The organism is Xanthomonas sp. GPE 39 (assembly GCF_000963005.1).
In the GTDB taxonomy this organism is placed as follows: domain Bacteria; phylum Pseudomonadota; class Gammaproteobacteria; order Xanthomonadales; family Xanthomonadaceae; genus Xanthomonas_A.
Window position 1 is genome coordinate 3,199,918 of record NZ_JZHZ01000007.1, and the last position, 13,379, is coordinate 3,213,296.

The 13,379-nt window shown below is 61.2% G+C and carries 11 protein-coding genes and 1 CRISPR repeat array; of the genes, 10 read left to right on the forward strand and 1 reads right to left on the reverse strand.

Annotated features, from left to right (window positions below; all coding sequences use genetic code 11):
• The first annotated feature begins 179 nt into the window (after positions 1-179).
• The 9 genes from XALGPE39_RS16010 (at position 180) to cas2 (ending at position 8,564) form a co-directional block, all read left to right on the forward strand.
• On the forward strand, positions 180-344 hold the full coding sequence (locus tag XALGPE39_RS16010) for a hypothetical protein (RefSeq protein ID WP_161795347.1): 165 nt from the start codon (positions 180-182) through the stop codon (positions 342-344).
• Positions 345-524: 180 nt separating this feature from the next.
• Positions 525-2,813 carry a CRISPR-associated endonuclease Cas3'' gene (locus tag XALGPE39_RS13435; protein WP_045728614.1) on the forward strand — a complete coding sequence of 763 codons (2,289 nt, stop codon included), beginning with the start codon at positions 525-527 and terminating at the stop codon, positions 2,811-2,813.
• Positions 2,814-2,893: 80 nt separating this feature from the next.
• Positions 2,894-3,088, forward strand: a complete 195-nt coding sequence (locus tag XALGPE39_RS13440; RefSeq protein ID WP_045728615.1) for a hypothetical protein — start codon at positions 2,894-2,896, stop codon at positions 3,086-3,088.
• Positions 3,089-3,195: 107 nt separating this feature from the next.
• Positions 3,196-3,870 carry a type I-C CRISPR-associated protein Cas5c gene (gene cas5c, locus XALGPE39_RS13445; RefSeq protein WP_045728616.1) on the forward strand — a complete coding sequence of 225 codons (675 nt, stop codon included), beginning with the start codon at positions 3,196-3,198 and terminating at the stop codon, positions 3,868-3,870.
• A complete protein-coding gene (gene cas8c, locus XALGPE39_RS13450) occupies positions 3,867-5,708 on the forward strand; it encodes a type I-C CRISPR-associated protein Cas8c/Csd1 (protein WP_045728617.1) in 1,842 nt (613 codons plus the stop codon). The genes cas5c and cas8c overlap by 4 nt, the downstream gene beginning before the upstream one ends.
• On the forward strand, positions 5,705-6,571 hold the full coding sequence (gene cas7c, locus XALGPE39_RS13455; RefSeq protein ID WP_045728618.1) for a type I-C CRISPR-associated protein Cas7/Csd2: 867 nt from the start codon (positions 5,705-5,707) through the stop codon (positions 6,569-6,571). The genes cas8c and cas7c overlap by 4 nt, the downstream gene beginning before the upstream one ends.
• A gap of 17 nt (positions 6,572-6,588) precedes the next feature.
• The gene (gene cas4 / locus XALGPE39_RS13460) at positions 6,589-7,221 is read left to right on the forward strand and encodes a CRISPR-associated protein Cas4 (RefSeq protein WP_045728619.1); all 633 of its coding nucleotides are present in this window, start codon (positions 6,589-6,591) and stop codon (positions 7,219-7,221) included.
• Between the two features lie 2 nt (positions 7,222-7,223).
• Positions 7,224-8,258: a type I-C CRISPR-associated endonuclease Cas1c gene (cas1c, locus tag XALGPE39_RS13465; protein WP_045728620.1), complete on the forward strand. Its 1,035-nt coding sequence runs from the start codon at positions 7,224-7,226 to the stop codon at positions 8,256-8,258.
• Positions 8,259-8,273: 15 nt separating this feature from the next.
• A complete protein-coding gene (gene cas2 / locus XALGPE39_RS13470) occupies positions 8,274-8,564 on the forward strand; it encodes a CRISPR-associated endonuclease Cas2 (RefSeq protein ID WP_045728621.1) in 291 nt (96 codons plus the stop codon).
• A 185-nt stretch (positions 8,565-8,749) separates the two neighbouring features.
• A CRISPR array of direct repeats spans positions 8,750-9,998; the repeat unit is 33 nt; unit sequence GTCGCGCCCTTACACGGGCGCGTGGATTGAAAC.
• Between the two features lie 12 nt (positions 9,999-10,010).
• Here cas2 and glmS read toward each other — a convergent pair.
• The gene (gene glmS, locus XALGPE39_RS13475; protein WP_045728622.1) at positions 10,011-11,843 is read right to left on the reverse strand and encodes a glutamine--fructose-6-phosphate transaminase (isomerizing); all 1,833 of its coding nucleotides are present in this window, start codon (positions 11,841-11,843) and stop codon (positions 10,011-10,013) included.
• A 215-nt stretch (positions 11,844-12,058) separates the two neighbouring features.
• Between glmS and XALGPE39_RS13480 the strand changes: the two genes are divergently transcribed.
• The gene (locus XALGPE39_RS13480; RefSeq protein ID WP_045729220.1) at positions 12,059-13,327 is read left to right on the forward strand and encodes an efflux RND transporter periplasmic adaptor subunit; all 1,269 of its coding nucleotides are present in this window, start codon (positions 12,059-12,061) and stop codon (positions 13,325-13,327) included.
• Positions 13,328-13,379: the final 52 nt, after the last annotated feature.

A 13,379-nucleotide genomic window follows, 5' to 3' on the forward strand; every position in this document is an offset into this window, starting at 1 on the left:
CAGTCGGTGTGCAAGGCGTGTTCTGCAAGCATCAGCTGGGAGTCGCCTTGACCTGGGCGCAAGACACGACCAACGACGCCAGCGCCACGCCCAACCGCGCAGAGCGCCTGGCAGCCGAAGCCTTGCTCGAATAGAAACCGCTATCGCGCGCACCCAGCACAATAGAGTATCTGACGGCAGTGAACTTGTTACCGACACTGCAACACCTCTATTACCGCCAGGGCGACCCGACCCACTTCGACCATTACCTTGCGCAACTGCGGCAGCGTTGTCAGCGCAAACGTCGCTTCATCGAATTGCCGGACCAGCGTTTCCCCGCAGCCACAATGCAACCCAGCCGATGAGGTAAAGCGTCGGGCCGTGTGCCTGCCAAGAAGCAGCCGCATGGCGCTTGGCAGCGGCTGGCGGCGCGCCAGCATGGTGCAGCGATTTGTCTGCATCTCCCACACAGGGCATGCGTATGCTCGCTACATCGGCGGCAGCTTCAGCGCACGCTCTCTATGGAATGGAGACAGACAGACAAAATGGCGTTCTATGCACATTCGACCGAACGCCGCGATCGCAGCGATTGGCAGGGCCTGGCGGATCATCTAAATAGCGTCGGTGAGCGTGCTGCGTGCCACGCCGAGACATTCGGCGGACAACAGATGGCCCGCGTCAGTGGGAAATTGCACGATCTCGGCAAGTACACCGCAAAATTCCAGGCGCGCCTGGACGGCGACCCTACCAAGGTGGATCACGCCACTTGGGGCGCGCGGATTGCTTGTGCGCGTTATGGCGATGGCGGCAAGCTGTTGGCCTACGCCATCGCCGGACATCATGCTGGGCTGGCGGACGGACGCCAGGACAAAGACTCCTCTCGCACCTCGCTGCACGAGCGGCTGTCGGAGGAGTACCGCGCACAAGCGTTGCCTCCCTTATTACCGGACTGGGAACACGAACTGACGCTACCAACCAAGCTGGAACTTCCACAGGGCTTCGCCCGCCATCCCCGTCCAGACCGCCGCGCCTTCCAGATGACGCTACTGGCGCGGATGATCTTCTCCTGCCTGGTGGATGCCGATTTCGTCGATACCGATGACTTCTACCGGCGCATTGAGGGCCGCAAGACACGCGAAGAAGAGGTGGGTAGGCGACCAACACTGGTAGAACTGCGCGAACGCCTCGACACGCATTTGGCTGGACTCCCGAGCGAAGGGGGCATCAATCCGGTACGCGCACAGATCCTGCGCGACGTGCGCGGCAAGGCCCATCTGCGCCCAGGCCTGTTCTCACTCACCGTGCCAACCGGCGGCGGCAAGACCCTGGCATCGCTGGCATTCGCACTGGACCACGCCATCGCGCACGGACTGCGCCGGGTGATCTACGTCATCCCGTTCACCAGCATCGTCGACCAGACCGCTGCAGTCTTCCGCCATGCGCTCGGCGAGCAGGAAAACGACAATGTAGTGCTGGAACATCACAGCGCCTTCTTCGACGATCCCGGCAAGGCGCTGCAGGCAATCGAAAAGCGCAAACTGGCGATGGAAAACTGGGACGCACCGATCGTCGTCACCACCGCCGTGCAGTTTTTCGAGAGCCTGTTTGCCGACCGCCCCTCGCGCTGCCGCAAGCTGCACAACATCGCCGGCAGTGTGGTGATTCTGGACGAAGCACAGACCCTACCACACAAATTGTTGCGCCCCTGCGTGGCGCTGCTGGACGAGCTGGCGCGCAACTACCGGGTCAGCCCGGTACTGTGTACCGCTACCCAACCCGCGCTGCGCCAGGATCAGGGCTTCGCCGGTGGCCTCGAACAGGTCATCGAATTGGCGGAGGAACCGGAGGCGCTGTACACGCAACTGCGTCGTGTGCGCGTGCGGCATGTCGGCCCTCTGGACGACGATGCACTGGCCGAGCAGCTCCGGCAACGCGAACAGGTGTTATGCATCGTCAACAACCGCCGCCACGCACACGCCCTGTTCGACGCAATCGCCGATCAACCGGGCGCACGCCACCTGACCACGCTGATGCATGCGCGACATCGCAGTGTGGTGCTCGCACAGATACGAAAAGATTTGCAGGAAGGTCGGCCATGCCGAATTGTCTCAAGCAGTTTGATTGAAGCTGGGGTCGATCTGAGCGTGCCGCTGGTGCTACGCGCCGAGGCAGGCCTGGATTCCATTGCCCAGGCCGCTGGTCGCTGCAATCGCAACATGGAATGGGACATCGACAGCAGCGAAGTACGCGTCTTCGCGCCAACCAACAAAAACTGGAAGCCGCCGGATGCACTGAAACTGTTCGCCGAAGTGTTCCGCGATGTCGAGCGCGAGCATCACAGCGACCTGTTAGCAATGGACGCCATCCACACCTACTTTCGCAAGCTCTACCATCGCCTTGGTGATGGCAGACTCGACAACGAAGCAATCCTGGACCTACTGCGCAAGTCCACCATCGACAACCTTCCCTTGGACACACTTGCGCGCAAGTTCAACGTGATCCAGACCACCATGCGCCCATTGATCGTGCCTTACGCCCCCTACGCGATGGAGTCGAACAAGGAAGTACCCGAGGTCGCCGACGTCCTACGCGAGCTTGAGCATGCCGAGCGTGTCAGCGTGGCCGGCGCGGCCCGCCGCCTGCAACCCTGGCTGGTGCAGGTCCCCGAGCAGGCCTACAAAGCGCTCTGGCAGGCGCACGCCATCGCTCCGGTAGCACCGGAGCGCTACGGCGAGCAGTTCATGCACCTACGCAATCCACGCCTGTACGACGCCCGGTTCGGGTTGCATTGGGACAACCCGCAGTTTTTGGAGGCTCAGGGCAATGTATGCTGAGTAAAAAAACTACAGTTGAACTTTCATAAGAAGTTCTGGCAGTATGAGCATACCCAATACGCCAAGCAGGTAGTCCAGCCATGTCTCAGCTCAGGAAGGAAGAGAAGGATTCCAGCTATTCCATCATCAGCCTGCGATTGCACATCAAGAGCAAAGACAAGCTTTCTGTGTGGACTTGGGTGTTTTTCGTTCTCTTTATAGCGGTGATTGTCGTTCTCCATAGGCTGGTGATGAGCACCCCATGGCTTGGGGAGCTAATGAAGCAATTGTTCTGAAGGAACGTGGATTGAAACTTATGTAGTTCGACTGTGGTGAAAACCCGCCCCTCCCAACAGGGAGGGGCATTCCGTGAAAACACACTCTTACGGGTGGGAGGACAAGGATGAGCTACGGAGTCAGGCTCCATATCTGGGGCGAGCGGGCGCTGTTTACGCGTCCTGAAATGAAAGTCGAGCGGATGTCGTATGACATCATCACACCATCGGCAGCACGGGGAATTCTGGAAGCAATCCACTGGAAGCCTGCGATCCGCTGGGTGGTGGACAGCATCCAGGTACTCAAGCCCATCCGCTTCGAGTCGATCCGCCGCAACGAAGTTGGTGGCAAGCTCTCGGCTGCAAGCGTCAGCAAGGCGATCAAAGCAGGACGCACCGATGGCTTGGTCAGCTATGTGGATGAAGATCGGCAACAGCGCGCCGCCACCCTCCTGCGCGATGTCGGCTACGTCATCGCCGCGCACTTCGAGTTGAGCGACAAGGCTGGCCCCGACGACAACGTCGGCAAACATTTAGACATCTTCAACCGCCGCGCGCGGCGCGGGCAATGCTTCCAGGCACCTTGCCTGGGCACCCGCGAATTCCCCGCCAGTTTCGCGCTGCTCGAAGCCGACGCCGCGCCACCGACCAGCGATCCGTCGCTGTGCGGAGAACGCGACCTGGGCTGGATGCTGCACGACATCGACTTTGCCGATGGCATGACGCCGCGTTTCTTCCGCGCACACATGGTGGATGGTCGCGTCGTGGTGCCACCCCTGCACGACGACGGGGTACACACATGATCCTCTCCGCACTCGCCGACTTTTATCAGCGGCTACTGGACGATCCCGAGTCTGGTATCGCCGCACCCGGCTACAGCCAGGAGAAGATCGGCTACACCGTCGTGCTAGCCGCCGACGGCCGCGTCGTCGATGTAAATGACGAACACAGCACCGAGGGCAAAAAGCGGCTCGCCAAGACGATGAGCTTGCCAAAACCAGAAAAGCGCACGGCCGGAATCAAGTCCAACTTCCTATGGGACAAAACCAGCTACACACTCGGCATCAGCGCCAACAGCAAGCGCAGCGAGCAGGAACATGCCGCTTTCATCGCCTTGCATCAGCAAGCACTGGCCGATAGCGACGATCCTGGCCTACGGGCGTTGCTGGCGTTTCTGCAAACGTGGACGCCTACCCAGTATGCGGACCACCCGAAGTTCGTCAGTCATGGCGAGGCCTTGTTGGATACGAACATCGTGTTCAAGCTGCAAGGCGACAGCGGTTATCTGCATCAGCGCACAGCCGCCCGTGCCGCTTGGGACCGACAACAAGGCCATGGCACTGATGGCCCCCAAGGCATCTGCCTAGTCAACGGCACGCATGCGCCGCTGGCGCGGTTGCATCCAGCCATCAAGGGGGTGAACGGCGCACAGAGTTCCGGCGCTTCCATCGTCTCGTTCAATCTCGAAGCCTTCACCTCCTACGGCAAAAGCCAGGGCGAGAACGCCCCTATCTCAGAACAAGCCGCCTTCGCTTACACCACCGCACTCAACCACCTGCTACGGCGCGACCCACACAATCGCCAGCGCGTGCAGATCGGCGACACCACCGTAGTGTTCTGGGCGCAAGCGAAAACGGCAAAACACGCACAAAATGCCGAGGACGTCTTCGCCGACTTCATGCGCGTCGACGAATCCGACGACCCCAGCATCGCTGACGGCCATGTCACCCGACGCCTACAGCTAGCCCTCGAACAAGTCAGACAGGCACGGCCCCTGCGCGAGTTGGACGACACACTGGACGACGACGCCCACATCTTCGTGCTCGGGCTGGCACCCAATGCCTCGCGGCTGTCTATCCGTTTCTGGGAGACACAAACGCTCGGCCAGTTCGCCAAACGCCTGGCCGACCACTACGACGATCTGACGCTCGTCCCATCGGCATGGAAACGCCCGCCGACGCCAGCCTACCTGGCACTGCAGACCGCCCCCATCTACGGCGAGCATGGCAAATCCAAGGCCGAAGACGTCTCCCCATTGCTCGCAGGCGAATTGACCCGGGCAATTCTTGCCGGCACACGCTATCCGGGAAACTTGCTCGGCGCGATCGTCATGCGCTTCCGCGCCGACGGACAACTCACTCCATTACGCATTGCGTTATGCCGAGCGGTCTTGGCACGCGATGCGCGTTTGAACACGCAACAAGGACTGCCCACCGACCAGAAGGAACCACCCATGAGCCTAGATACAGGCAATACCAATCCCGGCTACTTGCTAGGGCGACTGTTCGCATCGCTGGAAAACCTGCAACGTGCCGCGCTTGGCAACCAGATCAACGCCACCATCCGCGACCGCTACTATGGCGCAGCGTCGGCGACACCGGCCAGTATCTTCCCGGTGCTATTACGTAATGCGCATAACCACTTCGGCAAGCTGCGCAAAGAGAAGGCCGGCTTAGCGGTGAACTTGGAGAAGGAAATCGGCCAGATCGTCGACGCACTCACTCCAAGCTTCCCGCGTAGCTTGCAGATCCAGGAACAGGGCCGCTTCGCAATCGGCTACTACCACCAGACCCAGGCGCGCTTCGCCCGCAACGACGGCCAGGACGCCCACGACACCACTTCCGAAGGAGAAAACGCATGAGCGCCATTGCCCACCGCTACGAGTTCGTTTACCTGTTCGATGTCACCAACGGCAACCCCAACGGCGATCCCGACGCCGGCAACCTGCCGCGACTGGACCCGGAAACCAACCGCGGGCTCGTCACCGATGTGGCGCTCAAGCGAAAGATCCGCAACTACGTGGCGCTGGAAAAGGAAGGCCAATCCGGCTATGCGATCTACATGCAGGAAAAGTCGGTACTGAACAACCAGCACAAGCAAGCTTATGCTGCACTGGGCATCGAACCGGAAGCCAAGAAACTGCCCAAGGACGAGGCCAAGGCACGCAAACTCACCGCGTGGATGTGCGAAAATTTCTTCGATGTGCGCAGCTTCGGCGCCGTGATGACCACCGAGGTCAACTCCGGACAAGTGCGCGGCCCCGTCCAACTCGCCTTTGCCAGTTCGGTGGAGCCGGTGCTGCCACTGGAAGTGTCGATCACCCGTATGGCTGTCACCAACGAGAGAGATCTCGAAAAAGAACGCACCATGGGCCGCAAGCACATCCTGCCCTACGGGCTATACCGCGTCCACGGCTTCATTTCCGCAAAACTGGCCGAGCGCACGGGTTTCTCCGAGGATGACCTGCAGTTACTGTGGCGTGCACTCACCAATCTATTCGAGCACGACCGCTCCGCTGCACGCGGCGAGATGGCCGCACGCAAGCTGTTCGTGTTCGAGCACGAACATCCGATGGGTAACGCCCCGGCGCACGTGCTGTTCGACAAAATCAAAATCGAGCGAGACGAAGGCCCCGACAACGGACCAGCACGTAGCTTCACCGACTATAAAGTGGTCATCGATCGCGACCTGCCGGCTGGCATTACCTTGACCGAACTGTTCTGATCGCCGGGGAGCGGGACATGGACGACGCCGACCTCATCCCGCTCTCCGCCCTGCAGCACTACCTGTTTTGCCCGCGCCAGTGCGCGCTGATCCATGTGGAGCAGCAATGGGCGGAGAGCCGACAGACCGCCGAAGGGCGGCTGTTGCACCAGCGCGCCGATGCGCCGCAGGCCGAGCGTCGGCGCGGCGTGCGTACCGTCACCGCGATGCCGTTGCTGTCGCTAGACCTGGGCATCACCGGCAAAGCCGATGTGGTGGAGTTCCATCGCGATGGCGACGGCGAGATCGCCTTCCCCGTGGAGTACAAGCGTGGCCGCCCCAAGACGCATCGCGCGGACGAAGTCCAGCTATGCGCGCAAGCCTTGTGTCTGGAGCATATGCTGGGACGCACAATCCCCAGCGGCGCCCTGTTCTATGGACAAACACGCCGACGCAAAGAGATTGCCTTCGACTCCGCCTTGCGCGACCTCACCCTGCGCACCATCGCCGATACCCGCGCAATGCTGCACACTGGCACCACACCGAGCGCGCGTTACGACGCACGGCGCTGCGATGCTTGCTCCCTGATCGACCTCTGCCAACCACGCCTGCTCGGCCAAGGCAGCGTCGAAACCTGGTTGCGCCGTCAGATCGACGCCGAGGAAGACTGAACATGCGCCGCCAACTCAACACCCTGTACGCCACCACCGAAGGCGCCTGGCTACGCAAGGACGGCGCCAATATCGTCATGGAAGTCGAGCGGCAGGAGCGCGCCCGGTTACCCGTGCACATGCTCGAGAGCCTGGTCTGCATTGGCCGCATCGCGGTCTCCCCGCAACTGCTCGGTTTCTGCGCCGAACAGGGCATCAGTATTTGCTACCTCACCCCACAGGGACGCTTTCTGGCGCGCGTCGAAGGCCCGGTCTCCGGCAACGTCTTGCTACGACGCGAGCAATACCGGCGCAGCGATGATCCGACGCGTTGCGCGGCCATTGTCCGCCACCTATTGGTGGGCAAGATCCACAACCAACGTGCGGTGCTTGCACGCGGCTGGCGCGACCATGGCGACCGACTGACCGACGTGCCCGCCTTTCAGCACGCATTGAAGCGGCTCAAACGCATTCCCCAGCGCATCCTCATCGAAACCGAGGTGGACGTGTTGCGTGGACTGGAAGGCGAAGCGGCACAGTCCTACTTCGGCGTTTTCGGTCAATTGGTGCGTGCAGAACAGCCCCTACTGCGCTTCGGCGGGCGCAATCGTCGACCACCCCGCGACGCCTTCAACGCTCTGCTCTCGTTCCTCTACACTCTGCTCACCCACGATTGCCGCTCGGCTCTGGAGACCGTCGGCCTGGACCCGGCGGTCGGCTTTCTGCATCGTGACCGACCAGGGCGCCCGAGTCTCGCTCTGGATCTGGCCGAGGAATTCAGGCCTTTGCTCGGCGAGCGACTGGCGTTATCACTGATCAACCGCCGGCAATTGAACGAACGCGATTTCCAAGTCTTCGACAATGGTGCAGTCCTGCTGAAGGACGATGCACGCAAAACCGTGCTGATTGCTTATCAAGAACGCAAACGCGAGCAACTCCAGCATGCATTCCTCGGCGACAAGGTCGACATCGGCCTGTTGCCATTCGTCCAGGCGCAACTCCTGGCCCGGCATCTGCGCGGCGACCTGGATGGCTATCCCTCCTTTTTCTGGAAATAAAATGGCAATCGCCGCATGATGGTCTTGGTCAGCTACGACGTCAGCACCAGCTCGCCGGGGGGCGATAAGCGCCTGCGCAAGGTCGCCAAAGCCTGTCGCGACCTGGGGCAACGCGTGCAGTTCTCGGTCTTCGAGATCGAAGTGGAGCCGGCGCAATGGACTGCACTAAGGCAACGCCTTTGCGACCTCATCGACCCGGACATCGACAGCCTACGGCTCTACCATCTCGGCGCAAAGTGGGAAGCCCGCGTCGAGCACGTCGGCGCCAAACCCAGCCTCGACCTCAAAGGCCCCCTGATCTTTTGATGCGAACCCTAAGCGACCGTGAATTCGCCGGCATGTTCGCGGAAATTTAACTTATTGATTTTTATTGAGAAATAGTCTTTTCAGCCTGGTTCTAGAGCAGAAGAGGATGAAATCACCAGCGCAGAAACACGATTCGCGAAAACAAGGGGTTTTCTCAAGCACACGCCAATCTTTATGCTGATGGCGTCGCGCCCTTACACGGGCGCGTGGATTGAAACGGGCAGTGCGACCAGTGAGTCGGCCTGCGACATGGTCGCGCCCTTACACGGGCGCGTGGATTGAAACACAGTGCCACTGATCTTCAACGACTTGCCCTTGTAGTCGCGCCCTTACACGGGCGCGTGGATTGAAACCAGCGCTGGGTTGACGCCACTCGCATCAATCTCGGGTCGCGCCCTTACACGGGCGCGTGGATTGAAACATGACGGTCCACATGCGACGCTGGCCGTGGATGCGTCGCGCCCTTACACGGGCGCGTGGATTGAAACACAAGTCCAACGCGGCAAAGAATTGCAGCGGCGTCGCGCCCTTACACGGGCGCGTGGATTGAAACAAGTTAATCAAACGACCATTAGTGCTGATGATGCTGTCGCGCCCTTACACGGGCGCGTGGATTGAAACATCGCGCTGGCCGATTGCGCAATGCCATCTTGCAGGTCGCGCCCTTACACGGGCGCGTGGATTGAAACTTTGCACATAGTTAAGCGTTGTTGCCGCACCCTCGTCGCGCCCTTACACGGGCGCGTGGATTGAAACTCCAACGCCTCGCAGGCCATACATGACAAAGCTCCTGTCGCGCCCTTACACGGGCGCGTGGATTGAAACTTTTAGAATATCGAATTAAGCCTGAAGCACCCGAGGGTCGCGCCCTTACACGGGCGCGTGGATTGAAACATGAGCAAAGCAGCCCACCGAACAGCCACGGAAGGTCGCGCCCTTACACGGGCGCGTGGATTGAAACAGTTTTTGGGTTATTCCGGACGAAGCCGCTGTTAGTCGCGCCCTTACACGGGCGCGTGGATTGAAACACGTCCGTCAATGCGATGCTGCAAGTGCAAGCAACGTCGCGCCCTTACACGGGCGCGTGGATTGAAACTGGGCACAACCGCGCGTGATCAACGTCGTGCGTAGTCGCGCCCTTACACGGGCGCGTGGATTGAAACTGACCATCCATGCGCTCGGTTCTTGCCGCACAGGCTGTCGCGCCCTTACACGGGCGCGTGGATTGAAACCTTACCAACGATGGGGCAGTCCTGTCGTGGGCAGGTCGCGCCCTTACACGGGCACGTGGATTGAAACATGTAAGCACCTCCTCCTATTGCCGTCATTGGTCGTCGCGCCCTTACACGGGCGCGTGGATTGAAACACTCGCTGCGGACCAACGGGCAAACATTTCGAGCGGTCGCGCCCTTACACGGGCGCGCGGATTGAAACGAACATCTTGAACTACTCCACCGTCACCGACTTAGCCAAATTACGCGGCTTGTCCACATCCGTGCCGCGTGCCAAGGCGGTGTGGTAAGCCAGCAATTGCACCGGCACGGTGTGCAGTACCGGACTCAACAGACCAGCGTGGCGTGGCGTGCGGATCACGTGTACGCCTTCGGACGCGTGAAAATTACTATCCTGATCGGCGAAGACGAATAATTCACCACCACGCGCACGCACCTCCTGCATGTTGGATTTCACCTTCTCCAAAAGCGCGTCGTTGGGTGCGATCACCACCACTGGCATCGTCGAATCCACCAGCGCCAGCGGGCCGTGCTTGAGTTCGCCGGCCGGATAACCCTCGGCATGGATATAGGTAATTTCCTTGAGTTTGAGCGCACCCTCCAACGCAATCGGATAATGCAGGCCACGACCGAGAAACAGCGCGTTGTGCTTGTCGGCAAAGCGCTCGGCCCACACCGCGATCTGCGGCTCCAGGTTGAGTACGTGCTGCACGCTGCCGGGCAGATGACGTAGTTGCTCCAGGTAGTCGGCTTCCTGCGTCGCGCTCAGCCGTCCGCGCTGTTTGGCCAGCACACAAGCAAGTTGGAACAGCGCCGCCAATTGGGTGGTGAATGCCTTGGTCGAAGCCACGCCGATCTCGGCACCGGCGCGGGTGTACAGCACCAACTCGCTGACGCGCGGGATCGCGCTCTCGGGCACGTTGCAAATCGACAAGGTCTTGGTGTGACCCAACGACTTGGCGTATTTCAGTGCTTCCATCGTGTCCAGGGTTTCGCCGGACTGGGAAATAGTCACGATCAAGTGTCGCGGGTTGGCGCAAGCGTCGCGATAGCGATATTCGCTGGCGATTTCCACGCTGCACGGCACGCCGGCGATGGCTTCGATCCAGTAACGCGCGGTGAGCCCGGCGTAATAGCTGGTGCCGCAAGCCAACAGTTGTACGCCGTCCACATCGGCCAGCACCGCGTCGGCGTTGACGCCGAACAGCGCGCTGTCAAAACTGCCGGCATCGCACAATGCTTCCAAGGTGTCGGCCAGCGCACGCGGCTGTTCGTGGATTTCTTTCTGCATGAAGTGGCGGTATGGGCCTAGTTCCAGCGACGCCAGCGAGACGTCGGAGAGGTGCACCTCGCGCTGCACCGCATGGTCGTCAGCGTCGTACACCTGCACGCCGTCGCGGCGCAGCAGCGCCGTGTCGCCTTCCTCCAGGAACATCACCCTACGCGTCGCCTGGATCACCGCTGACACGTCGGAGGCGATGAAGTGTTCGCCCTCGCCCAAACCAATCAGCAATGGACAACCCATGCGCGCGCAGACCAGTACATCTGGATAGGCTTTGCTGAGTGCCGCCAGCGCATAGGCGCCGGTCAGTTCCTTCACTGTCGCCTGCAACGCGCCGAGCAGGTCACGGCCCTGGGCCATGTGATAGTGGATCAGATGCGCGATAACTTCGGTGTCGGTCTGCGATTGGAACGTATAGCCCAGCGCGCGCAGGCGTTCGCGCTGCTGTTCGTGGTTTTCGATGATGCCGTTGTGGACCAGAGCCAGGTCGCCATGGCTTATGTGCGGATGCGCATTAACCTCGCTGACGCCACCATGGGTGGCCCAACGGGTGTGGCCGATGCCCAGTGTGGCCTGCAATCCTTCCGACAGCACCGCGCTTTCCATTTCCGCAACACGCCCGGTACGACGCACGCGATGCACGTGACCGTCGGCAATCGCGGCGATGCCAGCGGAGTCGTAACCGCGGTATTCCAGGCGTTTCAGCCCCTCGATCAGGTGCGCGATGACATCGCGATCGGCAATCGCGCCGACGATACCGCACATGGCACGCTCTCTCTTCGCTCAAAGCGTGCATTTTATTCGCCTTGTCCACGCCATGTCTCGCCATTGACGTTGAGCGGACAAGGTGTCCGCGAACACGTCCGCGGACAGCCGGACACACCACTCAGCGGCACGAACACCATGCGATTCAATCGCTTGCACTTGGCACGCACTGTGCGATGAATGAACCATCCTCACTGCCGCGCAGCCACCATTCGATGATCCGCGACACCTCCACCCAGGACCAGGTACTCACCCGCTCCCGCAGCGCCACATGGCACCGTTGGCTGTGGCCGGGACTGATCGGGCTAGCAGTACTGCTGGGCATCGGCTTCGCCGTGCGTGGCTGGATCGCCGGCAGCCGTTCGTTCGACGCGCAACGGGTGCGCATCGCCACGGTCAATCGGGGCGACCTGGTCCGCGATCTTTCCGCCGACGGTCGCCTGATTGCCGCCAATAGCCCCATCCTGTACGCGATCTCTGGCGGCACCGTGACGCTGAAAGTGGTCGCAGGCGATGTGGTCAAACAAGATCAGGAACTGGCCGAAATCGACAGCCCGGAACTGCGCAGCAAGCTGGCCCAGGAAGAAGCGACGCTGGCCGGACTGGAAGCCGAAGCAAGCCGCGCCGATCTGGATGCGGTGCTGGCGCGTGCCAACGCCAGCAAATCCATCGACCAGGCGCAGATCGAGCGTCAGGCCGCCCGCCGCGACCTGGAGCGTTACCAGCACGGTTATGACGGCGGCGCGGTGCCGCAGGTGGAGGTGGCCAGGGCCGAGGACACCTTGAAGAAAGCCGATATCGCGATGCGCCACGCACAAAAAGACTCAGACCTGCAGAGCCGCGGCGCGGGCCTGGACGCGCGCAACAAGCGCCTGCTGGCCGAGCGCCAACGCGCGGTGGTCGCCGAGGTGCAACGCCAGGTGGACCTGCTGACCTTGCGCGCGCCGTTCGATGGTCAGGTTGGTCAGGTGCAGGTGTCGCAGCACACCAACCTCGCCGCCAACGCGCCGGTGTTGAGCGTGGTCGATCTGTCCAAGTTCGAACTGGAAATCAATGTGCCGGAAAGTTTCGCCCGCGACCTGGCAATCGGCATGCCGGCGCAGTTGACCAGCGGTACCGGCGAACCGTTCGCCGGCGCAATCTCGGCGGTGTCGCCGGAAGTGGTCAACGGCGAAGTCAACGCGCGCATTCGCTTCACCAACACACAACCACCGGGCCTGCGCCAGAGCCAGCGCATGAGCGCGCGGGTCTTGCTGGACACCCGCCACAACGTGCTCAAACTCGAACGCGGCCCATTTGTCGAACAATCCGGCGGCCACTTCGCTTACGTCATGGACGGCAATTCGGCCGTCCGCCGCCCGGTGCAACTGGGCGTCACCAGCCTGAGCGAAGTCGAGGTGCGTTCGGGCCTACAGGTAGGCGACCGGGTCGTAGTCTCCGGCAGCGACCTGTTCGGGGATGCAACGCGCGTGACGATCCACTGACCTGCACAACTCGGAACAGACAACCGACACATCGACAGCAACGGCACCGGCG

Coding starts and splice junctions, on each gene's coding strand:
- cas1c (WP_045728620.1), top strand. CDS start 7,224: ATGCGCCGCCAACTCAACACCCTGTACGCCACCACCGAAGGCGCCTGG.
- XALGPE39_RS13480 (WP_045729220.1), top strand. CDS start 12,059: ATGATCCGCGACACCTCCACCCAGGACCAGGTACTCACCCGCTCCCGC.
- XALGPE39_RS13435 (WP_045728614.1), top strand. CDS start 525: ATGGCGTTCTATGCACATTCGACCGAACGCCGCGATCGCAGCGATTGG.
- glmS (WP_045728622.1), bottom strand. CDS start 11,843: ATGTGCGGTATCGTCGGCGCGATTGCCGATCGCGATGTCATCGCGCAC.
- cas8c (WP_045728617.1), top strand. CDS start 3,867: ATGATCCTCTCCGCACTCGCCGACTTTTATCAGCGGCTACTGGACGAT.
- cas7c (WP_045728618.1), top strand. CDS start 5,705: ATGAGCGCCATTGCCCACCGCTACGAGTTCGTTTACCTGTTCGATGTC.
- XALGPE39_RS13440 (WP_045728615.1), top strand. CDS start 2,894: ATGTCTCAGCTCAGGAAGGAAGAGAAGGATTCCAGCTATTCCATCATC.
- cas4 (WP_045728619.1), top strand. CDS start 6,589: ATGGACGACGCCGACCTCATCCCGCTCTCCGCCCTGCAGCACTACCTG.
- cas5c (WP_045728616.1), top strand. CDS start 3,196: ATGAGCTACGGAGTCAGGCTCCATATCTGGGGCGAGCGGGCGCTGTTT.
- cas2 (WP_045728621.1), top strand. CDS start 8,274: ATGATGGTCTTGGTCAGCTACGACGTCAGCACCAGCTCGCCGGGGGGC.